Source organism: Streptomyces sp. NPDC020845, from assembly GCF_044334165.1.
Classification (GTDB): Bacteria; Actinomycetota; Actinomycetes; order Streptomycetales; family Streptomycetaceae; genus Streptomyces.
In genome coordinates, this window is the sequence record NZ_JBIRSJ010000015.1 from 203304 (window position 1) to 228157 (window position 24854).

A 24854-nucleotide genomic window follows, 5' to 3' on the forward strand; every position below is an offset into this window, starting at 1 on the left:
TGTGCCTCTCCAAAGGACAGGGCCGCGCCCCTGAGGGCGCGGCCCAATGGGCTGGATGCGGAAGGTTCAGGCAGCGGCTTCGGCCTCGCGCTTCAGGAGTTCGACGAACTCCTCGATGTACTCCGTGGGCACGAGACGGCGGCGCCCGACCCGGACGGTGCGGAGCCGCCCGAGGCGAATCCGTTCGTAGGCCGTTGACCGCTTGATGTCGAGCAGTTCGGCGGCGGCCTCTACTCGGTGAAGGCGACGCTGAGGCGTGGAGGCGGCGGGTGCAGTGTCCATTGGCTGTTCCCCCTTCATGGCGCAGCAGGACACAGGGGGCTGCCCCCTCTCAGGTCCGCTACATCCGCCACGGCTGCTACGGCGCAGGTCAGAGGCGGGTTTTCCCGTAGCGGCTGGTCGGGGTGTAGCGGATGGGTCCGCTACAGGGGCGGGGGCCTGTAGCGGTTCGAGGGGTGGTGTAGCGGGGGCGTAGGCCGAGGCGGGGGCGCGGACGGTGCTGATCGAAGGCAGTTCCAACGAAGCGGCCACACTGCTTGCTGACACTGTGGACGCCCTGATCACTGACGTGCTCGGCACTCCGCCGTCATCCAAGTCGATCGCATCAGGCAGGCCGGGAACTAATTCAATCCCTGAGGGATACCGGCTGGTCGACGTAAAATTGTTGGGTGCGCGCATTCGTCTTACTGCAAAGAGGGTAATGTAGGATCTCTGAGTCAACCATTCGCCTAACTTACCAAGCGCCATTCCATTCTCGCGAATAGGCAGAAGGCAAAGAATGACACCGACTGAGTGCGTCGAGGAAATCGTCTTCGACCCTGAACTCTCTGTCGCTGACAAGGCGCAGAGCATCATTGAATACTTCTCCGCTCAGGGTGACCGAGGAGCGGAAAACGCCGGCGCGTGTCTCATGGAGACGACGGACGAAGCAGTGGCCGAGTATGTTGCGGAGTACCTTGAGCTCGTTCCTGACGCACGGCAGGTGAAGGTGCGAGCAGCCGAGCGGCTGCGCGCTGCGGGACCGGTCGTGCGGTCAGCGGCCCGGCTTGTTCCCTGGTTTCCGGAGTCCGTGACCGATGCGTTCATCGAGGATTACCTCGCATCGCCGGACCCCGACTCTCCGCTGGCTTCCGTCATCTTCAACATCGCCGTCTATCACCCCGATCGGCTACGCCCCTACGAGGATCGACTCGGCACTTCTCTCTATCGGGCCAGCCTCCTGTCCGGGGCCCCGGACGAACGGGCCGACTCCCTGCTGCGCGACTGGCGCGAGACCCACGATCGGGCCGGCCTGCTCTCTCTCGCCCTCATCAGGACCCCTCATGCCGCTGACCTGATCACTTCGGTGCGTGACGAGGTCGATACCTATGAGGAGTGGGAGTGGCTGATGCCGCTCGCGGGCCGCATGTCCGACAGCGGGGCCGCGGCAGGATTCCGCCCGGCGTTCATGGGGTTCGTCACCGACCGGGGCGAGAGCCCGCACGTGATGGGTGGACGGTACGAGCAGGACGTTCCTCTCTGCGCGCGGTGCAACGCGCCGGCGGACAGGGTGCTCACCCTCTCCGTTAGTGATCTGCCGTACGAGTTCAGCAGTGATCCCTCGTTCTTCTGGTTCTCCTGCGACTGCGACGAAGTCGACATCCTTTACGTACAGTTCACGGCCGACGGGACGCGTGCTTTCTATCAACCGCAAGGGCCTTCTGCCGAGACGTCACGCGTGGTTCCCGGCGAGTTGTCCATGACGCTGGAAACGCACCCCAACCAGACGGGTGTGAGTCGGGCGGCCATCACCGGAAGGTCGCGGCACCAGGTGGGCGGACTACCGCGCTGGCCTTCACCGGAGACGCACCCGCTCTGTCCTGGATGCGGAAACTTCATGCCTTTCCTGGTCGCGGTGGACAGCGGCCTGACTCCCTTCGGCCCGATGGGGTTCGGCGGTTCGCTCTTCGGCTTCTGGTGCGACCGCTGTTCTATGTCGGCCACTCGGTCGCAGATCTGAACCCCTGGAAGTCTGAACCCCTGGAAGGAGGAACAATGACCCGCTACGCAGACATCCCCAAATCCATCCGCTCCGGCATAGTCGTAGTGGACCCCGACCGCGGCGCCCCCCAGCGCGTCATCGTGCTGCAATTCAACCCCGACACCCTGGAGCGCAGCATCGCGCCGCAGTCCGCCGGCGACAGCGGTGATGGCGGAGGAGGAGGCAGTGGCGGCGGGGACCGAAACGAGGCCCTGCGCCTCAAAGGCCCCGCCGAAGAGACCTGGAAGTTCACCGCCGAGATCGACGCAACAGATCAGTTGGAGATCGCCGCGCCCGACGGATTCACCCTCAACTCGCCACCCTCGAAATGCTCGTGCAGGCGTCCACCGCTCAGCTCCGTGCAGCGAGCCGGCTCGCGCAAACGGGCGGCCGGACCAAATGTCTCGAAAATCTCTCAAGTTAGAGCAATGAGATCTTCGGCAACGTCCGCGATGAAGTCAACGTCAACCCATTTGTTGGTCCAGTCAGGCTGACGTGCGGAGCTATCCTCTGCGGGCGTTCCCGTGGAGGGCTGGCCGTCGTGACTCGTCATGGAGTGAGGGTACGACTCGCCGGGCCGCTCGGCTCGAACTTTTCAGCAGGGTGTTTGGAGTGTTCCTATTGAGGCTTCTGACATCAGCGCTGACATCAACGACGGCACACGCTGCTCGCCAACAGCCCACCGTGATCACCAGGCTGGACCACCGCCGAGGCCCGCATCAGGGCTCTGTCCGAATCTACGGATCATGAGGTCTGGAGTCGGGACCATGGCCCGCTGATCTGGTGGCCTTACGGCAGTCGTTGACGGCAACAGGAGTGCACCTCGCCGCATCGCGAGAGTCGTCCGCGTACCGCGCAGGCTAGGCCGAGGCGTCGACGGGCTGATCACCACGTCAGCGTGACGAACTCCTAAGGCGGGGGTCAGCGATGTGCTGTACAGCAGGGAAGTACAGCGACCACCGTGACCGCAGCCAGCCGACGCCGACCCCAGCGGACCCGCTGGCCAGCCCAGCAAACCTCAGCGACCGCCCCGCCCGTAGTGCGGGACGAAGAGGTCGTGGGTTCAAATCCCGCCACCCCGACACGGGTCAGAGGGCCTGGTGCGAAAGTTGCACCAGGCCCTCTGACCTGCGTGAAGCATGCCTGAAGCAGCGGGGCGTCAGCGCGGCAGTCAGCGCAGGGCGGCCTCGCCCGCTTGGACGGCGTGCATGGCGCGCTCGACGGTCTGCTGGTTTTCGCCGACCGGAGCCACGTAGTCGAGGACGTCGCGCGCGGCGGCCTCGCCGAGCGCTCGGGTGATCACCCATGTGGCGAGGTATTGCGATGACAGGCAGCCGCCCGCCGTGGCGATGTTCCCCTCGGCATGGAACGGGGCGTCCAGCACGGTGACGTCGCAGGCTTCGACATAGGGCCGGCTCTTCATGTCCGTGCAGGCGGGCATGGCGTCGAGCAGCCCGAGGCGGGCGAGCACCAGCGCGCCGGAGCACTGCGAACCGATCAGCTGTCGCGCAGGGTCGAGCGGCAGCCTGGAGAGCAGCCGCTCGTCGGCGACCACCTCACGCACCTTCACCCCGCTGCCGATCAGCACGACGTCGGCTTCGGTCACGAACTCCATGGGGCGCTGGCCGGTTACCTCGACGCCGTTCATGGACGTGACGACCGGCGTCGGCGTCGTGATGAAGGCCTCCAAGCCGTCCTTGCGGCACCGGTTGATGAGTGCGGAGGCGATGAAGCTGTCGAGCTCGTTGAATCCGTCGAACGTGACCACCGCTACCTGCATGACATCCCCTCAAAGTGCTGAAGTGGAAAGCCAGATTCGCAGGCGACCAGTGCCCGGGTCGCGGGCCAATCGGCGGTCGGTGGCTCGCTCGTTCATCGATGTGCTCATCGGCTTTGTGCCGTGGGGTCAGGCCGAGATGAGTCGAAGGATCGCGGTGCCGTCCGCCCCTGCCACCACCTGGAGTACGACCGCTCCGTCCACCTTGTCCGGCGGCGGTCCCCCCATCCCGCACGAACTGCTGCTGCCACCGCTGCGGAAGACGGCGACGCAGCCGCTGCCATCGCCGCTCGCCCCTCCGCTCGTCTTGCTGTTCCCCGAGGTCACCTTGTAGTCGACCGCGTTCTTGCCGACCTTCGTCAGGGACAGCTTCGCCGGACCGCCCGGGAGCTTGATACGGATCGTCACCGGCTTGGTCACCGCGATCTCGCAGTTCCCGTCGGTGCACGCCGCGGGGTTGCTCCCGTCGGCCGCGGTCACTGCCGGGGACGGGCTGGACGTGGTGGGAGAGGGGCTGTGCGAGGCATGGGAGGCCGAGGGTTTGGCGGTGTCGGTGCCCTCGTCCGAGTCACCGCATCCCGCCGCGGCCAGCGCGGTGACCGTGGCCAGCAGGACGCGGCCGGCCGCACGTCGCGTGCGCCCCACCGTGGTCGGATCCGACATGGCATGCCGCCCTTCGTGTCTCATTCGGAGTCTGTGGTCGGTAGTCGAGAATCAGGAGTCCGGAGCCGGGCAGCGAGCTTACGGTCCGGCGATCGGGAGGGGTCCCCACGCAATGCCCGCACACTCGGCCGTTGACACCATCGTCAGCGGCCGCGGAACAGAGGTGTGTGGAGGGTGTCGGCGGAGGACCTGTCGATCCTGGGTCTTTCGAGCGCAACCGGCCGGAGTACGTCTGGAAGTACGGCGAGGCGGGGCAGGCCGAGGTGCCACGCGCAGTGCCGGACTCGACCCGCAGGGCAGTGCCGCGTCAGCCCTGCGCGGGCACAGGCTCAGGGGCCGGCTTCGCGGGATTCCGCGCCGTCCCGTTCCGCGTCGTGCAACGACTCCGCCTTGTACGACGGCTCCGCCTCGTCCAACGATTCCGTCGCCTCCGTGGTCGTCGTCGCCGACGCCGCGATGCTGAAGAGTCCGCCCTCTGGGTCGCGGAGGGCCGCGATACGGCCGTACGGGGTGTCGGCCGGGGCGGAGATGATGCCGCCGCCGAGGGCGGTGGCCTGGGTGGCGACGCGGTCGACGTCGTCGACGCAGAAGTAGACGTGCCAGCGGGGGCGGACGTTGGGGTCGGGGGTGGCCTCCAGGGCGCCGCCGCGCAGGCCCGCGACGGCTTTGCCGTCGATGTGCAGGACCACGCGGTCGTGCTCGAAGCGGACGTCGCAGCGGTCCTGGCCCTGGGCGTCCCAGCTGAAGACGTGGCCGTAGAAGAGCGCGGCCTCGAAGGCGTCGCGGGTGCGCAGTTCGAGCCAGACCGGGGCACCCGGTCTGCGCTCGCCCCACCAGGCGGAGGTGAGCTCGCCCTCCCAGATGCCGAAGACGGCGCCGTCCGGGTCGGCCGCCCAGGCCACCCGGCCGCTGCCGAACTCCAGCGGCCCGACCGCGACGGTGCCGCCACGCTCCCGCGCGCGCGAAACGACCTCGTCGGCGCTGTCGGCCGCGAAGTAGGTGGTCCAGGTGACGGGGAGGGTCACACCGGTCGCGGCCGGGACGCCCATGCCGACGGTCGGGGCGCCGTCCTGGGTGAACGCGATGGTGTAGCGGCCGTGGCCGTGGCGGCTGGGGCGGAAGTGCCAGCCGAAGAGGTCGCCGTAGAAGGTCTGGGCGCGGTCCAGGTCGGTCGCCATGTGGCTCACCCAGCACGGCGCGCCCTGGACGGCGCGGAATCGCTCCCGCCGCTCCCGCCTCTCCACGCCCGCTCACCTCACTCCGCCTCCGCGTGCGCGGACTGGTTTGCCCTTACTCCCGCGCGCGGAGCGGTTGCCCATCCGCGTGCGCGCAACCCTCACCGTTCGCACATGATGCCCGATAGCTCCACTTTCCTCCGTTTTTCCGGGGCGCGCCACCTCGGCCGAGCGCCGGGGCGTGCGCCGGGCGGTGCACCGACACACCCGCTGTGGCGCATCACACCGAGCGCGCCACGGGACGCATTACGGACACCCGGCCAAAGCAGGGCAGTATTGCGGCCATGTCGAATCTCCGCTCAAACATCATCGGCTGGCTGGGTCGCAAGTACTTTTCGAGAATTCAGAAGAACGGCTTCGATCTGTCCAAGATGTCGTTTTTGCCGAGCGCCACGCTGGCCCCGCTGCGACGCAACGGCCTGGATCCCGTGGACGAATTGGCCCGCACTCGGGCAAAGGAACCCATAAGCAAGCTTCCACTGCCTTTCGGAATGAAGGGCTGGCTTGTCACCGGATACGACGAGACCAAGGCCGTACTGGGCCGGGTGAACGGATTCAGCTCCGATTTCACCAACCTCGCGGAGAAGAACATCGGCATCGCCCCACAGCAGAATCCAGGCGGCCTCGGCTTCAGCGATCCACCGACACATACGAGACTGCGCCGCCTGCTGACGCCGGAGTTCACCATGCGCCGGCTCAGCAGGCTCACTCCGCGCATCCACTCCATCGTCGAGGAGCGGCTTGACGAGATGGCCGCGATGGGCGCGGCCGGGGACCCGGTCGATCTGGTGCAGTCCTTCGCCCTCCCCATCCCCTCCCTGGTCATCTGCGAACTGCTCGGCGTGCCGTACGAGGACCGGGAGGACTTCCAGCAGCTGAGCTTGGCGCGATTCGATCTGTTCGACGGGGCCGACACCTCGTTCGGCGCGATATCCGACTCGCTGTCGTATCTGCTCGACATCGTCAAGAAGCAGCGCGAGTCGCCCGGCGACGGGCTGCTCGGGATGCTGGTGAAGGAGCACGGCGACGAGATCGACGACCAGGAGCTGGCCGGACTGGCCGACGGGGTGCTCACCGGCGGCTTCGAGACGACCGCGAGCATGCTGGCGCTCGGCACGCTGGTGCTGCTCCGCAACCCCGAGCGGTTCGCGGAGATCCGCGACAACGACGACGTGGTCGACCGGTACGTCGAGGAACTGCTTCGCTACCTCACAGTCGTCCAGGTGGCCTTCCCCCGGTTCGCCAAAGAGGACATGGAGATCGCCGGTACGAAGATCTCCAGCGGCGATCTCGTGCTGTGCTCGCTGAGCGGGGCCAACCGCGAGGAGAAGCTCGGCCCGGACATGGAACGGTTCGATCCGCACCGGCAGACCCCGTCCCACCTCGCCTTCGGCCATGGCATCCACCGGTGCATCGGCGCCGAGCTGGCCAAGATGGAGCTGCGCGCAGCCTACCCCGCGCTGGTGCGGCGGTTCCCGGAGATGCGGCTGGCCGTCCCGCAGGAGAAGCTCGCGTTCCGGAAGCTGTCCATCGTGTACGGCGTCGAGGCGCTGCCGGTGACACTGAAGTAACCCGCCCCGATAGCCCTCATAAACCCCCATAAGCCCTCATAAGCCCTCATACGCACTGGATCATCTGCCGGGTGCCCCGCGGGGGCGCCCGGCGGGGCGCCCGTAGCGGCGCCCGGCAGGGCAAGGCGACAGGGCAGGGCGCAGGGCGCAGGGCGGCAGGGCAGAGCGACGGGGTGGGGCGGCGGCTCAGCGGTACGGGTCTTCCCGGCCTGGGTCCGTGCGCCCGCCGGAGTCCCTGCCCCCATCCGGCAGGTCGTCAAACTTGAGACTCCCGGGGCCGTCCACGATCTCGCGATGCATGACCGAACTGCTGCCCCGCAGGTCGAATTCCTGGGCCAGCCCGGTCCGGTGGAGCCGGCCCATCTCCTCATCCGAGAAAGTGACCCCGGCTATCTTGGTCTCCTTTCCGGAATCCCAGTTGTAGCGGTCCCACGCATTGAGCTGGTAGTCGAGGCCCACGTGAGGCTTCCCGTCGGCCCCGGGCGTCACCGTGACCACACCGCTGACATTCGTCATGACCGAGCCGACAGCCAGGTACCAGTTCTCATTGCCCGACCGGCTGAAGCGATAGGAGCTGTTCACGGTCTCCACCGGGATGGCGACCGGCCTGCCGCCGCTCTTCTTGAATTCCGCCAGCCCCGCCTCGCGCCATTTGTCCTCGTAGTCCACGAGGGCGTTGATAGTCGTGCCGCGAAACGCGTCGTCGCCTTTCATCATCTCATCGATGGGCAAATCCAGCGTTGTGCCGGAATTATCCAGGTAATGCATCAGATTCCGCGCGGCGGCGTCCAGCCCCACCAGCGAGGCACCCTCCGCCAGCGCCTTGGCCTTCTCCAGGGTGACCCGCTCGCCGATGCCGGGGGACTCGACGCCATGCCGGCCCGACCCCGCGTCCGGGGAGATCTGCCTGATCCGCGGGGACAGGACCCCCGCCGCCACGAGGTCGTCCTTGTGGGCCGCCCAGAGCTCGGCGCGCGACGACGAGCTCAGGGACTCCCACAACCGACGCAGCTGTGCGCGCTGCTGTGGCGTCGCCTTGTCCCCCAACGAGGCCAGCTCGACCGCGCGGGGGGCCATGTCCTCATCCAGTGAGGTGTAGACGGCGTGACCAGCGTCGTAGCGGTCCTGGCCGTGGCTGGCGCGCAGGGCGCGGCAGACGGCGGCGTCGATCTCCGCGGCGTGGGTGACCAGCCCCGTGATGGTGTCGGTGTACCACTTGATCAGGTCATGGGTGCGCTGGCCGTCGCTTGTGATGTTGCACATCGTCTCGGACACCCGCACCGAGCCGTCGCCCGAGTCCTTGACCACCAGGCCGGGCTCCTCCTTGGCCGCGTCGGAGGCCAGTTTTCTCGCCCGCCGCTGGATGCCCAGCAGCTCGGTGTTCGCATCGTCCAGGACACTCCAGATGCTCTTCGCCTCCCGGTGCAGATCCCGGAGCTCCTTCGCCGTCTTACGGACGAATTCCCGGGTCACCGTGGCATTGAGACCGGCCCATTTCGCGGCGTCCGACTTCCGCACCAAGCCCCGGTCGGCATCCGTCCGGAGCCTTTCGAGACCGCTCACCACGGTCTTCCAGTCGGCGACCGCCGCAGCCAGCTTCCCGAGGTCCATTTCAAGGAGATTCGTATAGGTGAACGCCGCCACGTTTCTCAGCCCCCGTATCGCTCCGCCTCTCGCTTCACGCGGATCGCTTCACGCGGATCACTTCACGCATGCGGAGTGATCCGCACGTTAGCAAGGATCACGGCGATCGGCGCCGGTCCGATCGGGTTTGATGGGGGGATGAGTGATGCACAGACCATCCCCGATCAGCCCGATTGGGAGAAACGCTTCCGGGCCCCGCGCGTCTCCCTGCCCGACTGGGCGGAGGACGCGCCGGACCGCGCGCTGTTCGTGTCCAACGCGACGGGGACGTACGAGCTGTACGCATGGGACCGGGCGACCGGAGCGCAGCGCCAGGTGACCGACCGGCCGAACGGTACGACGGACGGGGTGCTCTCCCCGGACGGCCAGTGGATCTGGTGGTTCTCGGACACCGACGGCGACGAGTTCGGGGTGTGGAAGCGCCAGCCGTTCACCCCGGGCGACGGAGCGAAGGCGGCCAAGGGGGACGGAGCGGCCAGCGAGGCCAAGGAGGCCAGTGAGACCAGGGAGGCCAAGGAGGAGGGCGCGGCGGACGAGCCCGCGACGCCCGGCCTCGCCCCCTCCTACCCGGCCGGCCTGGCGCTCGGCCGCGACGGCACCGCGGTCGTCGGGCGGTCCACGGACGAGGACGGCTCCACCATCCACGTCGTACGGCCCGGGGCCGCGCCTCAGGAGATCTACCGCCACCGGGAGTCGGCCGGGGTGGGCGACCTGTCGTACGACGGGACGCTGGTCGCGGTCGAGCACACCGAGCACGGCGACGCCATGCACTCGGCCATCCGGGTCGTACGGCTGGACGGAACGCCCGTCGCGGAGCTGGACGACACCAAAGGCGGTACGGAGGAGCTGGGCCTGGCCGTCATGGGGTTCGCGCCGGTCGCCGGGGACAACCGGCTGCTGGTCGGGCACCAGCGGCGGGGCCGCTGGGAGCCCATGGTGTGGAACCCGGAGAGCGGCGTGGAGACGGCGCTGGCCATCGACCTGCCCGGTGACGTCGGCGCCGACTGGGTGCCGGACGGGACGGCGCTGCTGGTCGAGCACAGCTACCAGGCGCGCAGCGAGCTGTGGCGGTACGACCTCGCCTCCGGCGAGCTGACCCGCCTCGACACCCCGTCCGGCACCATCTCGGGGGCGACGGCGCGGCCGGACGGCACGGTCGAGTTCCTGTGGTCCTCGGCGGCCGAGCCGCCGCAGGTGCGGTCCACGAGCGGGCGGGTGGTGCTCGACCCGCCGGGGCCGCGGGCGCCCGGGTCGGTGCAGGTCACCGACGCCTGGGTGGAGGGGCCCGGCGGGCAGGTGCACGCCCTGGTGCACAAGCCCGCGGGCGAGGGCCCCTTCCCGACCGTCTTCGACATCCACGGCGGGCCGACCTGGCACGACAGCGACGCCTTCGCGGCGGGCCCGGCGGCCTGGGTGGACCACGGCTTCGCGGTCGTACGGGTCAACTACCGCGGCTCGACCGGGTACGGGCGGGCGTGGACGGACGCGCTGAAGCACCGCGTCGGGCTGATCGAGCTGGAGGACATCGCGGCCGTGCGCCATTGGGCGGTCGACTCGGGGCTCGCCGACCCCGAGCGGCTGGTGCTGGCCGGCGGCTCATGGGGCGGCTATCTGACGCTGCTGGGGCTCGGGACCCAGCCCGAGGCGTGGGCGCTGGGGCTCGCGGCGGTGCCGGTCGCGGACTACGTCACGGCGTACCACGACGAGATGGAGGCCCTGAAGGCGATGGACCGCACGCTGCTGGGCGGCACGCCGGAAGAGGTCCCCGAGCGTTTCGAGGCCTCCTCACCGATCACGTACGTGGACGCGGTACGCGCGCCGGTCTACATCTCGGCGGGGGTCAACGACCCGCGCTGCCCGATACGGCAGATCGAGAACTACGTGGAGCGGCTGGCCCGGCGCGACGCCCCGCACGAGGTGTACCGGTACGACGCGGGGCACGGCTCGCTGGTGGTCGAGGAGCGGATCAAGCAGTTGCGCTTGGAGATCGAGTTCGCTCAGCGTCATCTTCGGCCCCGGCCGGATCAGCGGCAGCCGGGGTCTCCGACGGGATGATCCCGAGCGCCAGGTCGCGCGCCGTCTCCGCCTCGCGGCGGAAGAGCCGGAACCACATGAACACGACGAAGCCCGCGAAGACGAACCACTCGCCGGTGTAGCCGAGGTTCTGGAACGCCTTGAGATCGAGCCCGGTGCCCTCCGCCACGGCCGGGGGCACCGGCTTCAGGGCGCCGGGGGCGGCGGTGGAGGTGATCCACGCGTCGTACACCCCGTACGGCACGAGGTTCACCAGCGAGGCCGCGCTGATCATGCCCAGCTGGCCGCGCGGCAGCCCGCCGCTCGCCTGCACCCCTTTGCTGCCCGCATGCTCGGACGCCTGCAGCGTCCCGGTCACGGTCACCTCGCCGGACGGGGGCGCGGGCACCTTGGCGGCGTCGGCCTTGTCGTCGGCGTCGCCGGGGAGCCAGCCCCGTACGACGGGCAGCGCCTTGCCCCCGTCCGTACGCAGCAGCGTGAGCACGTAGAAGCCGTCGCGGTCGCCCAGCCGCCGGTCCGGGACGAGCAGTTGGTGCGCGGCGTCATAGCGCCCTGTCGCGGTGGCCGGCCGCCCCACGGTCTGGTCGGTCACCGGCAGCAGCGAGCGCAGCGGCTCGGCGGTGTCTTCGGTGTCTGATGCCTTGTCCTGCTGCTTGTTGTGGGTCTCGACGCGCGCTTCGAAGCGGCTGAGCTGCCAGCTGCCCATGAACAGACAGACCGGGATGGCCAGCACGGTGAAGACGTTGATCACCCACCAGCGGGGCGTCAGCAGAAACCGATACACACCCCAACCGTACGGGCCCGGCGCCGCGAGCCCGGCGCCGGGGGGCGGGGGCGGGCCGGTGCGGGGGTGGGCGCCCGGGGGCGGGCCGGTGCGGTTTACGCGCCGGCCCGTGTGGCTCACGCGCCGGCCAGGACCCCCGTGCGGTAGATCGTCCCCGCGCACGCGCCGCTGAGCGTCACACTCGCCGCGGCCGGGTCGCCGGCCTCGGGCGTGTAGCTGAGCAGGACACTTCCGGCCGGCTGCTCACCGCCGTCACCGCCTCCGCCGCCGCTGCCGCTCCCCGAGCCGTCGCCCGGACCGTCCGAGGGCCCGCCGCCCGCCCCGTCGGCCGAGTCCGGCGTGGGGTCGGGGGTCGGCGTGGTGCTGGTGTTGGAGCAGCCGGAGGTGCCGCCGCCCGACTGCGGGATCCAGGCGAACTGCACCTCGTACGCCTGGCCGGGCTTCAGGATGAGCTGGCCCGGCGCGGTGGACGGGTCGGGCAGACCGGTGGCCGCGTCGCCGGAGGTGTGGTCCACGACGAAGATCCGGGAGCTGTCCGCGCCGCCGACCGCGCTCGGGCTGATGCCGCCGCCGCCCACGACCGTGCACGGGGTGCCGGAGATGTTCACGACCCGGAACGAGCCGTAGATCCGCCCTTCGGCGTCGGCCACCCCGGCCGTCCCGGAGGCGTTTCCGAGCTGGGGACGGGAACAGGTGGGCGAGGTGGCGTTCAGCGTGCTGGAGGGGTCGGGGGCCACGCCGCCCGAGTCCTCTTGCGGCTTCTTGGTCGGGTGGTCCTTCTTCCCGTCCTTGCCCTTGTCGCCCTTGTCCTCGCTCCCCTTGTCGGAGGGCGGGCTGGTCTCCTTCCCGCCGCTGCCCTCGCCGTGCTTGTCATGGTCGGGATCGGGCGTGCGCTGGCTGCTGCCGGCCATGGCCGGGCGGTCGTCCGAACCGCCGCTGCGGGCGACGTGGACCAGCGCGGGGAGCGCGGCCCCGCCGAGCACCACCGCCGCCACGGCGCCGACCAGCGCCTGGCGACGGCGCGTACGGCGGGCGGGCACGGCGCGGCGCAGGTGCTCCAGGGAGTCGGCAGACGGCTGCAGTTCGTCGACGGCGCTGTGCAGGAGGCGGCGCAGGGCGTCCTCGTTCATGACGTCCGGGCTGTTCCTGTCGTCGGCCGGGCTGTTCCTGTCGTCGGCCGGGCTGTTCCTGTCGTCGGCCGGGCTGTTGCTGTCGTCCGTACGGCTATCGCTGTCCGTACGGTCGCTGCCGCCCGTACGGTCACTGCCGTCCGGCTCGTGACCGGCCCGCCGGTCGGGGTTTCCCGAGGCCGGCTCGTATGTGTCGTCGTTCATGCCGGAGCCTCCATTGCGACGCGAAGCGCCGCGATGCCACGCGATCCGTACGCCTTGACCGAGCCGAGCGATATGCCGAGCGTCTCGGCGACCTGGGCCTCGGTCATATCCGCGAAGTAGCGCAGCACGAGGACCTCGCGCTGACGGCGCTGCAGCCCTCTCATTGCCTTGATCAACTGGTCCCGCTCAAGCTGCTCGTACGCCCCCTCCTCGGCGCTGGCCATATCGGGCATCGGCTTGGAGAGCAGCTTCAGCCCGAGGATGCGGCGGCGCAGCGCCGAACGCGAGAGGTTGACGACCGTCTGCCGCAGATAGGCGAGCGTCTTCTCCGGGTCACGGACCCGGCGCCGCGCGGAGTGCACGCGGATGAACGCCTCCTGGACGACATCCTCGCAGGACGCGGTGTCGTCGAGAAGCAGCGCGGCAAGACCGAGCAGCGATCGGTAGTGCGCGCGGTAGGTCTCGGTGAGGTGATCGACTGTGGTGCCCGCTGCCATCGCGTCGTCAGCGTCCTCGCGCCCTGCCGATGACATCTGCGGCGCGGGGCGAGTGGTCGACCATGGCGCGATCACCGGCATGCCGCCAGGGGTGCGGGGACGCCGGGGCCGCACTGCCGTGCTGCCGCGCCCAGGAACCGTTGCGATGCCGAATACCTCTGCTGCCACGCCAGTTGGACACGCTGCCCCCTGTCAGGGTTGTACGCGTGAGGCAACGCTTTTGACGAAGCAACGAATGCCCCCATACATACCAACCCGTCCCCAAATGCCCCGGTTTGCCCAACGCCCACTGACGGGCGGCTGGAAAGACGCTCCCCGCCCGCTGACGGTTGCAGCAGGCGGGGAGGGAATCTTATCCGTAGATCTTTGCCCTGGTTTGAGCCCGGTTCAAGTGGTCCAGGCCATTGTTCGGGTCACAGAAGGCTCACAGTTTGACCGTAAGCCAACCGTCAGACCGCCAACCGCCAGATCGCCAGATCGTCAGACCGACAGCTCCGCCGCGACGAGCTCCGCGATCTGCGCGGTGTTGAGCGCCGCGCCCTTGCGCAGATTGTCGCCGCAGACGAACAGCTCGAGCGCCCTGGGGTCGTCGAGCGAACGCCGGACCCGGCCCACCCAGGTCGGGTCGGTGCCCACAACATCGGCCGGGGTGGGGAACTCCCCCTCCGCCGGGTTGTCGCAGAGCACCACACCGGGGGCGGCCGCCAGGATCTCGTGCGCCTGGGCCACGGTCACCTTGTTCTCGAACCGGGCGTGCACAGCCAGCGAGTGGGTGGTGATCACGGGTACGCGGACACAGGTCGCGGTGACCCGCAGCTCCGGCAGGCCCAGGATCTTGCGGGACTCGTTGCGCACCTTGAGCTCTTCCGAGGACCAGCCGTCCTCCTTGAGCGAGCCCGCGAACGGCACCACGTTGAGCGCCATCGGCCCGGGGAACGGCCCGGTGTCGCCGATCGCCCGCCGTACGTCGCCCGGCTGGGTGCCCAGCTCCGTACCGGCGACGAGGGCAAGCTGCTCGCGGAGGGTGTCGACGCCCTCCTTGCCCGCCCCGGAGACCGCCTGGTACGAGGAGACGATCAGCTCCTGGAGCCCGAACTCCGCGTGCAGCGCACCCATCGCGACGATCATCGAGAGGGTGGTGCAGTTGGGGTTGGCGATGATGCCGCGCGGGCGGAGACGGGCCGCGTGAGCGTTCACCTCCGGGACCACCAGCGGCACGTCCGGGTCCATCCGGAAGGCTCCGGAGTTGTCGACGACGACCGCACCCTTGCCGGCCGCGATCGGCGCCCACTGCGCGGAGACCTCGTCCGGCACATCGAACATCGCGATGTCGACGCCGTCGAAGGCCTCCTCGCTCAGCGCGACGACCTCGACCTGCTCGCCCCGTACGGACAGCTTCCGGCCGGCCGAGCGCGGCGAGGCGATCAGCCGGATCTCGCCCCAGATGTCCGCCCGCTCGGAGAGGATCGAGAGCATGACGGTGCCGACGGCTCCGGTCGCGCCGACGACGGCGAGCGTCGGCCTCCGGCCGACGGCACCGCCGTGGCCGGTCATCGGCCGGTCCCTCCGTAGACGACGGCTTCCACGCTGTCGCTGTCCAAGCCGAAGGCGGTGTGGACAGCCCGGACCGCTTCCTTCACATCGTCGGCGCGGGTGACGACCGAGATACGGATCTCGGAGGTCGAGATCAACTCGATGTTGACCCCGGCGTTGGACAGCGCCTCGAAGAAGGTCGCGGTCACGCCCGGGTTCGTCCGCATACCGGCGCCGACCAGCGAGATCTTGGCGATCTGGTCGTCGTAGCGCAGCGAGTCGAAGCCGATCGTCGGCTGCGCCTTGGTCAGCGCCCCCATGGCCTTGTGGCCGTCGGTCTTCGGGAGGGTGAAGGAGATGTCGGTCAGGCCGGTCGCCGCGGCGGAGACGTTCTGCACCACCATGTCGATGTTGAGCTCGGCGTCCGAGATCGTACGGAAGATGGCCGCGGCCTCACCAGGCTTGTCCGGCACTCCGACGACCGTGATCTTGGCCTCGGAGGTGTCGTGGGCAACACCCGAGATGATCGCCTGCTCCATCGGCTGGTCCCCTTGCGGTTCGTTGCTGACCCACGTGCCTCTGAGCCCGGAGAAGGACGAGCGGACGTGGATCGGGATGTTGTAACGGCGGGCGTACTCCACACAGCGGTGGAGCAGCACCTTGGAGCCAGAACTGGCCAGTTCCAGCATGTCCTCAAACGAGATCCAGTCAATCTTTCGGGCCTTCTTCACGACCCGTGGGTCGGCGGTGAACACACCGTCGACATCCGTGTAGATCTCGCAGACCTCGGCCTCGAGGGCGGCCGCGAGAGCGACGGCGGTGGTGTCGGAGCCGCCACGGCCCAGGGTGGTGATGTCCTTCTTGTCCTGGGACACGCCCTGGAAGCCCGCGACGATCGCGATATTGCCCGCGTCGATCGACTGCCGGATACGTCCGGGGGTGACGTCGATGATCCGCGCCTTGTTGTGGACCGAGTCGGTGATGACACCGGCCTGGCTGCCGGTGAACGACTGCGCCTCGTGGCCGAGGTTTTTGATCGCCATCGCCAGCAGGGCCATGGAGATCCGCTCTCCGGCTGTCAGCAGCATGTCGAACTCACGCCCCGACGGAATCGGGGACACCTGCTCGGCGAGGTCGATCAGCTCGTCCGTCGTGTCGCCCATCGCGGAAACCACGACGACCACCTGGTGGCCGTTCTTCTTGGCTTCGACGATTCGCTTGGCAACCCGCTTGATGCCCTCGGCATCGGCAACGGAAGAGCCTCCGTACTTCTGCACGACAAGGCCCACGTGCGCTCCCTGGCTCTCAGTAATGCGGTCGGCTCAGTCTAACGAGTGGCCGGAAATTACCCCGCCAATATCACATTGCGAGACACATGACTCACCTTGTGATCAGGCGTCCAGATATTTCCGCTTCTTCCCTGGCACCACCCGCTCAGCGACCAACCCTGCCCGCTCCGCACCGAAGCACACGGAAAGGTAACCCAGGTCACACCTTCGAGGCTGAGCTCGATCTCGGGACTGCGTCTCGACTGCGCCTCAGGACTGCACCTCGGGACTGCACCTCAGGACTGCGCGGACCGGATACCGAGCGGGGCAGCGATCTCCGCCGCCATGACCCGTCCCGCCTCCTCCGCAAGCTGCTCGTCGCCGCCCGCGTTGCTGTCGGTGTCCAGGCCGTCCAGCTCGTCCAGCGGGCTGTCCAGCCGTACGTGGGCGACCAGCGACTGCAGCGCACGCAGGGCGGCGGAGGCGGTCGTACCCCAGTTGGACAGGTACGAGAACTGCCACCACCACATCGCCTCGCTGATCCGGCCGTCGCGGTAGTGGGCCATGCCGTGCCGCAGGTCGGTGATGATGTCGGCCAGGTCGTCGGAGATCCGGCAGGCGACGGGCTGGCTGCGCGGCACATACGGGTCGAAGACCTCGGAGTAGACGTCCACCGGGTCGAGCAGCCGGGCGAAGCGCTCGCGCAGCTCGTCGACGTCCGGCTCGGGGCCGACATCCGGCTCGTACCGCTCGTCGGGGACGAAGTCCTCATGCGCGCCCAGCCGGCCGCCCGCGAGGAGCAGCTGGGAGACCTCGAGCAGGAGGAACGGCACAGCGCTGTCCGGTTCGTCGCCCTTCGCCACTTCGGTGACCGCGACGATGAAACTCTCGATCTGATCGGAGATCTGGACCGCGAAGTCGTCCGGATCGGGGTGGGCGGCGTGCAGCGTTGCGTCAGACATCGAGAAGTCTTCTCCCTTCGAAGGCACGCCCCAGCGTGACCTCGTCGGCGTACTCCAGGTCCCCCCCGACTGGGAGACCGCTAGCCAGCCGGGTCACCTTCAGACCCATGGGCTTGACCATGCGCGCCAGGTAGGTGGCGGTGGCCTCGCCCTCCAGGTTCGGATCGGTGGCCAAGATCAGCTCCGTGACCGTACCGTCCGCGAGCCGCGCCAGCAGCTCCCGGATCCGCAGATCGTCCGGGCCCACACCCTCGATCGGGCTGATCGCGCCGCCGAGCACGTGGTAACGGCCGCGGAACTCACGGGTGCGCTCGATCGCCACGACGTCCTTGGGCTCCTCGACCACACAGATGACGGCCGGGTCGCGGCGCGGGTCCTGGCACACCCGGCACTGCTCGGCCTCGGCGACGTTCCCGCACACCGCGCAGAACCGCACCTTGTCCTTGACCTCGGTCAGCGCATGCGCGAGGCGGCGGACATCGGCGGGCTCGGCCTGCAGGATGTGGAAGGCGATGCGCTGCGCGCTCTTGGGACCGACGCCGGGCAGCCTGCCCAATTCGTCGATGAGGTCCTGGACCACGCCTTCGTACACGCCGCTTCCAATCTCGCGCTGACGCGCGGTGGCTTCTCTTCTTACAGACTTCGGTATAAGGCCCGGGTCAGGGCCCTGCACAGACCCTGGACAGACCGGCTACTGCGGAACGGACGGAACGGAAGGCCACGCTCAGAACGGCAGACCCGGCATACCGCCGAGGCCCTGGGCGAGCGGACCGAGCTTCTGCTGCTGCAGCTGCTGCGCGGCGTTGTTCGCATCGCGCACGGCCGCGACGACGAGGTCCGCGAGGGTCTCGGTGTCCTCCGGGTCCACCGCCTTCGGATCGATCACCAGGCCCTGAAGCTCACCGGCGCCGGTCACGGTCGCCTTCACCAAGCCGCCGCCGGCCGAGCCTTCGACAGGGGTCCTGGCCAGTTCCTCCTGCGCCGCGGCAAGGTCCTGCTGCATCTTCTGGGCCTGCTGAAGCAGCTGCTGCATATTGGGCTGGCCACCACCGGGGATCACGAGCTCACTCCTGCGCTGTCGACAGAGTTCTTCTTTCCGATAGCCCGAGCCTACGTGCTCACGGGGCGCCCCGCCCTACGCCGTAGGAAGGAGGGCGAACGGCCCCGGAGTACTCAACTCAGGCGCCGCACAGGGCGAGCGATACGCGCAGGATCCCCACCCGTACGCGGCTCGTCCCCTGCTGCTCCCTTCCTCGCCCCTTCCTCGTCCCCTCCCCGTCCCCTCCCCGTTCCTACTCGTTCGCGACTTCTTCAATGACCGTCGCGCCGAGCTCGCGCACGATCAGGTCATGGCCGCTGAGCGCGTTCTCGTCGAGGTCCGGGTCGTCCTCGGCAGGCATGTCGTCCTCGGGCGCGACCGGCGGGGGCTCCGGATCCCGGTACGCCGACGACTGCGCGGCCGGACCCGCCGATTCGGCCGCCGCCCCGGCGGGGGACGACGACGGACCGGGCGCGGCGGGCGCCGCGGCGGACGCCTGGGCCTGCGGCCGGGGGGCGGGCTGCCGCGGCGGGGCCGCCGGGGCGCCACCGCCCCCGAAGCCACCCCCGCCACCGCCGCCGCCGCCGAAGCCGGAGCCGCCGGAGCCGGAGCCGCTGAAGCCCCCGGAGCCGCCGGGTCCACCGGCACCGCCGAAGCCACCGCCTCCCGCACCGCCGGGCCCGCCCTGCTGCCCGGCGCCGCCCGATGGATCGACGATCGCCTCGATCCGCCACTGCACGCCGATCGCGTCACTGAGCGCCTGGCGCAGCACGTCCTCGCTGCCACCGCTGACGAAGCTGTCGCGCGCGCCGGCGTTGGAGAAGCCGAGCTGGAGGGTGGTGCCGTCGAAGCCGGTGACGGTCGCGTTCTGACTCAGCAGGATCCAGGTGAAGCGGCGGCGGTTCTTGACCGCCTCCAGGATGTCCGGCCACATCTGCCGCACCTGCATGGCGCCCTGCGCCATGCCCGGCGCGGACGCGGGGGGCGCACTGGCAGAACCGGGGGAGGGTGCGGAAGGCGCGGAAGGCCCAGAAGAGCCCGAAGCACCAGAAGCACCACCCGAAGGCGCCCCACCCTGCCCCGGAGCGGCGGCGGACGGCCAGCCACCGGGCTGCCGCCCCGCGCCCTGGGCGCCGGAACCGGGGGCCGCGGCGCTAGGCCAGGCCCCGGGCCGCGAAGCGGCCGAGGCAGGGCCATCCGTACCGCCGCCCTCCGCCTGCCCTCCGGCGGAACCACCAGCGGCAGGACCACCAGCCGCAGAACCGCCCGCAGCCGCACCACCAGTGGCCGCACCGGGCCAGGCACCGGGGCGCTGACCACCGCCGTTCGCCCCCGCGGGCTGGGCGCCCCCGGGCCAAGCTCCGGGCTGCTGTCCCCCACCCCCGGCGTCGGCCGGAGCCACACCCGCACCACCGCCACCAGCAGAACCACCAGCCGCCGGACCACCCGCACCGGGCCCCGCCGCGGCCGGACCCCCGCCCTGTCCGGACCCAGCCCCGCCCCCGGCCCCACCCCGGCCGGTCACCGCCGCCCGCGCGGCCGCCGGGCCGGAGGGGCCTGCGGCCGGGGCGTGCGCGTCGGGCCCCGGTACGTACCCCATGGCGGGCCCTTGGCTCTCCGCCCCACCGGGGCCTCCGGGCAGACCGCCGGCCCCCGCCCCGGGGAAACCTCCACCCAGACCGCCCGCCAGAGCCCCCCGTTCCAGCTTCTCCAGCCGCGCCTGCATCGACCGCTCGTCCCCGAACGCCGCGGGCAGCAGCACCCGCGCGCAGATCAGCTCCAGCTGCAGCCGCGGCGAGGTGGCACCGCGCATCTCGGTCAGGCCCTCGTTGACCAGGTCGGCGGCGCGGCTGAGCTCGGCGGCGCCGAAGACGGACGCCTGGGCCTGCATCCGCTCGACGACATCGGCCGGGGCGTCGATGAGCCCCTTCTCCGCCGCGTCCGGCACGGCGGCGAGAATCACCAGGTCACGCAGACGCTCCAGCAGATCGGCGACAAAGCGCCGGGGGTCGTTGCCCCCCTCGATCACACGGTTGACGACCTCGAACGCGGCCGCACCATCGCTCGCCGCGAAGGCGTCCACGATCGCGTCGAGCAGCGAGCCGTCCGTATAGCCGAGCAGCGACGTCGCCATGGCATACGTCACACCATCCTCGCCCGCACCCGCGAGCAGCTGGTCCATGACCGACATGGAATCCCGGACCGACCCCGCCCCGGCCCGCACCACCAGCGGCAGCACCCCGTCCTCGACCGGGATCGCCTCTCGCCCGCAGACCTCCGCCAGATAGTCGCGCAGCGTCCCGGGAGGCACCAGCCGGAAGGGGTAGTGGTGCGTACGCGACCGGATGGTGCCGATGACCTTCTCGGGCTCCGTGGTCGCGAAGATGAACTTCAAATGCTCCGGAGGCTCCTCGACCACCTTCAGCAGGGCGTTGAACCCCGCCGAGGTGACCATGTGCGCCTCGTCGATGATGTAGATCTTGTACCGGCTCGACGCCGGCCCGAAGAACGCCTTCTCCCGCAGCTCACGCGCGTCGTCCACGCCTCCGTGAGACGCGGCGTCGATCTCGATGACATCGATCGAGCCCGGCCCGTTCCGCGCGAGGTCCTGGCAGGACTGGCACTCCCCGCACGGCGCCGGGGTCGGCCCCTTCTCACAGTTCAGACAGCGAGCCAGGATGCGCGCGCTGGTCGTCTTGCCACAGCCGCGCGGACCGCTGAAGAGGTACGCGTGATTGACCCGGTTGTTACGCAGCGCCTGCTGCAGCGGGCCGGTGACATGCTCCTGGCCGATGACCTCGGCGAAGGTCTCGGGGCGGTAGCGGCGGTACAGCGCGAGGGACGACACGCTTACGACGATATCGGTGCCCACCGACATCCGAAGCCGCCCCGCACCCCCTCACCCCCGCCCTCCCCACAACGCAAGGGCCCCCCACGTACCCGCCAGAGCCCACTTACCCTTGCTGCCTTCCGGCCCTGGGGGAGTTCGGTGAGATAGCGCCACGTGAGGGGCTGGCCCCCACCCTAGCGGATGGAGGCCGGTGGGAACGAGTTCGCATCCACTGCTTCTGGTCTTGTATTGTTTCCCGCGGAGGATTCGCCTAGAGGCCTAGGGCGCACGCTTGGAAAGCGTGTTGGGGGCAACCCCTCACGAGTTCGAATCTCGTATCCTCCGCACCCGCCCAGCAGGGCAGCCGAGGGCCCCGACCGATCATGGTCGGGGCCCTCGTCGTTGGTCCGTCTCAGCGCAGCCGACCTGTTGCGCCGGCTTCCGCAGCCCGGCGAAGTGCCGTGATCGCGTCGACCACGACTTCCGGGACACCGGGTCAGGCGTCGTTTAGGCGGGTCAACGGGGTGGATGGCGCCAATCAACCAGTGATTCCCCAGTCGAGGGCTCGGGTTCGGCTACGCCTCACAGGTCACTGCCCGGTGAGGCCCAATTGTTCGGCGGCCAGAGGGGAGAACGTCATGGGGCCGGCCCAGCCTTGTTGGATGCGGGCTATCTGGGACGGTAGTGGTGGAAGCCGGCTGGAGTACCACCACGCCCGCCAACCGCACCGTGGGCCGGTCCTTCTCCTCGGGCAGACAGCCGTCGCCAGGGAAGCTCACCGCCTTGGCCAGCCGCTCGATCTCCCGCAGATAATCGAGTTCGGAGAGTTCAGGTCGAGGCACGCGAGGCAGTTCGGCACCCGTGCAGCCTTACGTGGAACCGGTTATCCGACGGCCCCGGAATCCAGCGTGGAGGATGCAGGCCGCGTGCTGGGCCAGGGAATACTTGCTCAGCCTGCACACGTCACCTATGCCGGAGCGTGACCACCGCTGCCACGAGCAGGACCGCGAGCACGATGGCATACCAGATGAAGAATTGCGGGGCACGGTTCGCGGCCTCCACCGCTCGGACCGCCGCGCCGATGACCTCTCCGTGTGCGATGTTCATCGAGATCGCCTTCTTCTGGGAAAGCGGACCGGTCTAAGTACTCTCACCACCGGGAACGGCGTGATTCGTCTGCTCTCCCTCGTTTCATTGAACACCCCGAGCCGCGCATCGTCAGGGGCGAGCCGCGCCGACATCGTGCGGGCCGCGGAAGGTGGCCCGGTAGGCGCTCGGGGAAGTCCCCAGGGCGGACTGGAAGTGCTGTCGCAGGTTGGCCGCCGTGCCGAGGCCGGCCTGGGCCGCCACCTGGTCCACCGGCAGGTCCGACTCCTCCAGTAGTTCCCTGGCGCGTTCGACGCGCTGCTGGGTCAGCCATGTCATCGGTGTCGTGCCGACCTCGTCGCGGAAGCGCCGATTGAAGTTCCTGATGCTCATGGCCTGCTGCGACGCCAGGTCGCCCAGCGTGAGGGGCTCGTGCAGCCGCTGTAGGGCCCAGTGGCGGGCAGCCGCGGTGGAGGCGGAGGACGGGTCCGGTACGGGGTGGCGTACGTACTGCGCCTGGCCGCCCTCCCGGTGCGGCGGCACGACGGTGCGGCGGGCGACGTCGCCCGCGACCGCTGTCCCGTAGTCGCTCCGGATCATATGAAGGCACAGGTCGATCCCGGAGGCGCAGCCCGCCGAGGTCAGGACGTCGTCGCCGTCGGTGTAGAGCACATCCGCGTCCACCTCGACTCCCGGGAACAGGCGCGCGAACTGCTCGGTGTAGCGCCAGTGCGTGGTGGCCGCCCGGCCGTCGAGGAGGCCGGCCGAGGCGAGTACGAAGGCACCCGTGCAGATCGAGGCCATGCGGGTGCCGGGGCGGATCCGGGTGAACGCCTCGGCGAGCGGCGTCGGCAGCCGCGGATCCGTCTGCTCGTAGTCCTCGTACGAGGACAAAACGATCACCGTGTCGGCTTCGGCCAGCGCCTCGGGGCCGTGGGGCACATTGACGGTGAAGTCTCCGTCCGTCCGTACCGCTTCTGCCCGCAGCGCGCAGGTGGCGACCTCGTAGAGCGGCTTCCCGTCGGCCGAGGCGCCCTTTCTGGCCTGTCCGAACAGCTGGTGCACGATGCCCAGCTCGATCGGGAGCATCTTCTGGCGGGCGAAGACGGCGACGTGATGGCGGGTGGGATGGATGAAGACAGCCATGGCCATATTCTTGCGTGACTGGGCCATCTGGCCACTCGTCGCCCCGCTGAGGTGCGCACAGTCTGGAGAACATGGCTCAGCGGACACAGACCCCACCGGCCGTTCCACAGCCCACGTCATGGCGCCGCCCGCGCCGCCCGCGCCGCCCGCACCACGCCTGGATCATCGCCATCGTCGCGGGCGCGGCCATCGTGACGGCCGGCGCCTTCACCACCGTGCCCGGCCTGCTGGTCACCCCGCTGCACGACCAGTACGCCTGGGACCGCGGCCACATCGCGCTCGCCGCCTCGGTCAACATGATCTTCTTCGGCCTCACCGCACCCTTCGCGGCCGCGCTGATGGACCGCGTCGGCATCCGCCGGGCCGCCGCCGGCGCCATCCTGCTCATCGCCACCGGTGCCCTGCTCACCAACGTGATGACCTCGGCCTGGCACCTCGTCGTGTACTGGGGCGTGCTGATCGGCCTCGGCAGCGGTTGCCTCACGATGACCTTCGCGGCACAGATCACCGGCCGCTGGTTCGAGCGGCGGCGCGGTCTGGTCACCGGCGCGCTCAGTGCCTCGAGCCACCTGGGCCAGCTGCTCTTCCTGCCCCTGCTCGCCTGGGCGGTCGACCGCTACGGCTGGCGGCCTCCTGTGGTGACCCTGGCGCTGGTGGCTCTGGCGGTGTCCGCGCTGGTGTGGCTGCTGCTGCGCGACCACCCCGCCGACATCGGCGGGGCGCCCTACGGGGCCAAAGAGTTCGTCGCCAAACCCGCTCCGGCGACCGGGGCGGCGCGCCGGGCGGTGACGGTCCTCCGCAACGCCTCGCGGACCGGGACGTTCTGGCTGCTCGCAGGCATGTTCATCATCTGCGGCGCTTCCACCAACGGCATCATGTGGAGCAACTGGGTCCCCGCCGCCCACGACCACGGCATGCACGCCACCATGGCCGCGTCCCTGCTGTCGCTGATCGGTGTCTTCTCATCCCTGGGGGCGCTCGCGTCCGGCTGGCTCACCGACCGCTTCGATCCCCGCCGCCTCCTGTGCCTGTGCTTCGCCGTCCGCGCGCTCACCCTCTTGGCGCTGCCCGTGGTCCTCTCCTCGACGGTCCGTCCCTCCTTGATCGCCTTCGTGGTCGTCTACGGACTCGCCGACGTCGCGACCGTCCCTCCGGTGATCGCCCTCAGCCAACGCGTCTACGGCAACGACGGCCCCATCGTTTTCGGCTGGGCCAACTCTGCCCATCAGCTGGGCGCAAGCGCCTCGGCCTTCCTCGGAGCCACGGCCCGCGACGTGTTCGGCGCGTATGACGTGGTGTGGATCGCGCTGAGTGCGGTCTGCGTCGTCGCGGCCCTGCTGGCCATGGTCGTAGCACCGAAGGGATCGGGCATGACGAGTCCTGAAGCGCGTTACGAGTCCTGAAGGGCGGCCAGGGAGCACCGGCGGCGAG

Annotated in this window: 20 protein-coding genes, 1 tRNA gene, 1 other RNA gene and 1 pseudogene; 6 read left to right on the forward strand and 17 right to left on the reverse strand. The window is 69.6% G+C overall.

The features are described 5' to 3' along the window. Positions 1–66 precede the first annotated feature (66 nt). Positions 67–282 (reverse strand): helix-turn-helix domain-containing protein, encoded by a 216-nt coding sequence (locus ACH4U7_RS36500; RefSeq protein ID WP_398532065.1) that lies wholly within the window; start codon positions 280–282, stop codon positions 67–69. 496 nt (positions 283–778) lie between these two features. On the opposite strand from ACH4U7_RS36500, the gene ACH4U7_RS36505 reads away from it, so the two are divergent. Further along, the gene (locus ACH4U7_RS36505) at positions 779–1999 is read left to right on the forward strand and encodes a hypothetical protein (RefSeq protein ID WP_398532066.1); all 1221 of its coding nucleotides are present in this window, start codon (positions 779–781) and stop codon (positions 1997–1999) included. Between the two features lie 35 nt (positions 2000–2034). Beyond that, a pseudogene (locus tag ACH4U7_RS36510) lies at positions 2035–2408 on the forward strand (hypothetical protein); the annotation flags it as partial. Positions 2409–3191: 783 nt separating this feature from the next. Here ACH4U7_RS36510 and ACH4U7_RS36515 read toward each other — a convergent pair. The 3 genes from ACH4U7_RS36515 to ACH4U7_RS36525 form a co-directional block, all read right to left on the reverse strand. Next, positions 3192–3800, reverse strand: a complete 609-nt coding sequence (locus ACH4U7_RS36515; protein WP_398532067.1) for a DJ-1/PfpI family protein — start codon at positions 3798–3800, stop codon at positions 3192–3194. Between the two features lie 126 nt (positions 3801–3926). Continuing rightward, positions 3927–4460, reverse strand: coding sequence for a hypothetical protein (locus ACH4U7_RS36520; protein ID WP_398532068.1), 534 nt, complete (start codon positions 4458–4460; stop codon positions 3927–3929). A 329-nt stretch (positions 4461–4789) separates the two neighbouring features. Further along, positions 4790–5638, reverse strand: coding sequence for a VOC family protein (locus ACH4U7_RS36525; protein WP_398532196.1), 849 nt, complete (start codon positions 5636–5638; stop codon positions 4790–4792). Positions 5639–5979: 341 nt separating this feature from the next. Between ACH4U7_RS36525 and ACH4U7_RS36530 the strand changes: the two genes are divergently transcribed. Continuing rightward, entirely contained in the window at positions 5980–7266 is a 1287-nt protein-coding gene (locus tag ACH4U7_RS36530) for a cytochrome P450 (RefSeq protein WP_398532069.1), read from the forward strand. 186 nt (positions 7267–7452) lie between these two features. Here ACH4U7_RS36530 and ACH4U7_RS36535 read toward each other — a convergent pair whose 3' ends face one another. After that, positions 7453–8877, reverse strand: coding sequence for a hypothetical protein (locus tag ACH4U7_RS36535; RefSeq protein WP_398532070.1), 1425 nt, complete (start codon positions 8875–8877; stop codon positions 7453–7455). Between the two features lie 171 nt (positions 8878–9048). Between ACH4U7_RS36535 and ACH4U7_RS36540 the strand changes: the two genes are divergently transcribed. Further along, positions 9049–10965, forward strand: a complete 1917-nt coding sequence (locus ACH4U7_RS36540; RefSeq protein ID WP_398532071.1) for a prolyl oligopeptidase family serine peptidase — start codon at positions 9049–9051, stop codon at positions 10963–10965. On the opposite strand, the gene ACH4U7_RS36545 is transcribed toward ACH4U7_RS36540, so the two are convergent. The 10 genes from ACH4U7_RS36545 to ffs all read right to left on the reverse strand — a co-directional run bounded on the left by ACH4U7_RS36545 (position 10877) and on the right by ffs (position 21378). Continuing rightward, entirely contained in the window at positions 10877–11728 is an 852-nt protein-coding gene (locus tag ACH4U7_RS36545; protein WP_398532072.1) for an SURF1 family protein, read from the reverse strand. The two genes, ACH4U7_RS36540 and ACH4U7_RS36545, sit on opposite strands and share 89 nt — an antisense overlap. Before the next feature lie 116 nt (positions 11729–11844). Beyond that, positions 11845–13062, reverse strand: coding sequence for a hypothetical protein (locus tag ACH4U7_RS36550; RefSeq protein WP_398532073.1), 1218 nt, complete (start codon positions 13060–13062; stop codon positions 11845–11847). Beyond that, complete coding sequence (locus tag ACH4U7_RS36555; protein ID WP_398532074.1) at positions 13059–13640, reverse strand: SigE family RNA polymerase sigma factor; 582 nt, start codon at positions 13638–13640, stop codon at positions 13059–13061. The genes ACH4U7_RS36550 and ACH4U7_RS36555 overlap by 4 nt, the downstream gene beginning before the upstream one ends. A 399-nt stretch (positions 13641–14039) precedes the next feature. Continuing rightward, the gene (locus tag ACH4U7_RS36560; RefSeq protein WP_398532075.1) at positions 14040–15113 is read right to left on the reverse strand and encodes an aspartate-semialdehyde dehydrogenase; all 1074 of its coding nucleotides are present in this window, start codon (positions 15111–15113) and stop codon (positions 14040–14042) included. Further along, entirely contained in the window at positions 15110–16381 is a 1272-nt protein-coding gene (locus tag ACH4U7_RS36565; RefSeq protein WP_398532076.1) for an aspartate kinase, read from the reverse strand. The genes ACH4U7_RS36560 and ACH4U7_RS36565 overlap by 4 nt, the downstream gene beginning before the upstream one ends. 275 nt (positions 16382–16656) lie before the next feature. Then, positions 16657–17322 (reverse strand): DUF5063 domain-containing protein, encoded by a 666-nt coding sequence (locus ACH4U7_RS36570; protein ID WP_398532077.1) that lies wholly within the window; start codon positions 17320–17322, stop codon positions 16657–16659. Further along, the gene (recR, locus tag ACH4U7_RS36575) at positions 17315–17914 is read right to left on the reverse strand and encodes a recombination mediator RecR (protein ID WP_385627169.1); all 600 of its coding nucleotides are present in this window, start codon (positions 17912–17914) and stop codon (positions 17315–17317) included. Before recR ends, ACH4U7_RS36570 begins: the two co-directional genes overlap by 8 nt. Positions 17915–18046: 132 nt before the next feature. Then, positions 18047–18382 carry a YbaB/EbfC family nucleoid-associated protein gene (locus ACH4U7_RS36580; RefSeq protein WP_014177713.1) on the reverse strand — a complete coding sequence of 112 codons (336 nt, stop codon included), beginning with the start codon at positions 18380–18382 and terminating at the stop codon, positions 18047–18049. Positions 18383–18614: 232 nt separating this feature from the next. Further along, the gene (locus ACH4U7_RS36585; protein WP_398532078.1) at positions 18615–21209 is read right to left on the reverse strand and encodes a DNA polymerase III subunit gamma and tau; all 2595 of its coding nucleotides are present in this window, start codon (positions 21207–21209) and stop codon (positions 18615–18617) included. A gap of 72 nt (positions 21210–21281) precedes the next feature. Then, positions 21282–21378: signal recognition particle sRNA small type (gene ffs / locus ACH4U7_RS36590), an RNA gene on the reverse strand. A gap of 73 nt (positions 21379–21451) precedes the next feature. On the opposite strand from ffs, the gene ACH4U7_RS36595 reads away from it, so the two are divergent. Beyond that, positions 21452–21536 (forward strand) — tRNA-Ser (locus tag ACH4U7_RS36595). A 618-nt stretch (positions 21537–22154) separates the two neighbouring features. Here the strand turns inward: ACH4U7_RS36595 and ACH4U7_RS36600 are convergent. Together ACH4U7_RS36600 and ACH4U7_RS36605 are read right to left on the reverse strand one after the other, a co-directional pair. Further along, positions 22155–22298, reverse strand: coding sequence for a hypothetical protein (locus ACH4U7_RS36600; RefSeq protein ID WP_398532079.1), 144 nt, complete (start codon positions 22296–22298; stop codon positions 22155–22157). A 111-nt stretch (positions 22299–22409) separates the two neighbouring features. Then, complete coding sequence (locus tag ACH4U7_RS36605; RefSeq protein ID WP_398532197.1) at positions 22410–23429, reverse strand: GlxA family transcriptional regulator; 1020 nt, start codon at positions 23427–23429, stop codon at positions 22410–22412. Between the two features lie 65 nt (positions 23430–23494). Between ACH4U7_RS36605 and ACH4U7_RS36610 the strand changes: the two genes are divergently transcribed. Further along, the gene (locus ACH4U7_RS36610; RefSeq protein WP_398532080.1) at positions 23495–24826 is read left to right on the forward strand and encodes an MFS transporter; all 1332 of its coding nucleotides are present in this window, start codon (positions 23495–23497) and stop codon (positions 24824–24826) included. Positions 24827–24854 lie beyond the last annotated feature (28 nt).

What these genes read in the sequence shown, in the direction of transcription:
- ACH4U7_RS36500 (WP_398532065.1), bottom strand. Translation starts at nt 282, where the DNA reads ATGGACACTGCACCCGCCGCCTCCACGCCTCAGCGTCGCCTTCACCGA.
- ACH4U7_RS36505 (WP_398532066.1), top strand. Translation starts at nt 779, where the DNA reads ATGACACCGACTGAGTGCGTCGAGGAAATCGTCTTCGACCCTGAACTC.
- ACH4U7_RS36515 (WP_398532067.1), bottom strand. Translation starts at nt 3,800, where the DNA reads ATGCAGGTAGCGGTGGTCACGTTCGACGGATTCAACGAGCTCGACAGC.
- ACH4U7_RS36520 (WP_398532068.1), bottom strand. Translation starts at nt 4,460, where the DNA reads ATGTCGGATCCGACCACGGTGGGGCGCACGCGACGTGCGGCCGGCCGC.
- ACH4U7_RS36525 (WP_398532196.1), bottom strand. Translation starts at nt 5,638, where the DNA reads ATGGCGACCGACCTGGACCGCGCCCAGACCTTCTACGGCGACCTCTTC.
- ACH4U7_RS36530 (WP_398532069.1), top strand. Translation starts at nt 5,980, where the DNA reads ATGTCGAATCTCCGCTCAAACATCATCGGCTGGCTGGGTCGCAAGTAC.
- ACH4U7_RS36535 (WP_398532070.1), bottom strand. Translation starts at nt 8,877, where the DNA reads ATGGACCTCGGGAAGCTGGCTGCGGCGGTCGCCGACTGGAAGACCGTG.
- ACH4U7_RS36540 (WP_398532071.1), top strand. Translation starts at nt 9,049, where the DNA reads ATGAGTGATGCACAGACCATCCCCGATCAGCCCGATTGGGAGAAACGC.
- ACH4U7_RS36550 (WP_398532073.1), bottom strand. Translation starts at nt 13,062, where the DNA reads ATGAACGACGACACATACGAGCCGGCCTCGGGAAACCCCGACCGGCGG.
- ACH4U7_RS36555 (WP_398532074.1), bottom strand. Translation starts at nt 13,640, where the DNA reads ATGCCGGTGATCGCGCCATGGTCGACCACTCGCCCCGCGCCGCAGATG.
- ACH4U7_RS36560 (WP_398532075.1), bottom strand. Translation starts at nt 15,113, where the DNA reads ATGACCGGCCACGGCGGTGCCGTCGGCCGGAGGCCGACGCTCGCCGTC.
- ACH4U7_RS36570 (WP_398532077.1), bottom strand. Translation starts at nt 17,322, where the DNA reads ATGTCTGACGCAACGCTGCACGCCGCCCACCCCGATCCGGACGACTTC.
- ACH4U7_RS36600 (WP_398532079.1), bottom strand. Translation starts at nt 22,298, where the DNA reads ATGAACATCGCACACGGAGAGGTCATCGGCGCGGCGGTCCGAGCGGTG.
- ACH4U7_RS36605 (WP_398532197.1), bottom strand. Translation starts at nt 23,429, where the DNA reads ATGGCCATGGCTGTCTTCATCCATCCCACCCGCCATCACGTCGCCGTC.
- ACH4U7_RS36610 (WP_398532080.1), top strand. Translation starts at nt 23,495, where the DNA reads ATGGCTCAGCGGACACAGACCCCACCGGCCGTTCCACAGCCCACGTCA.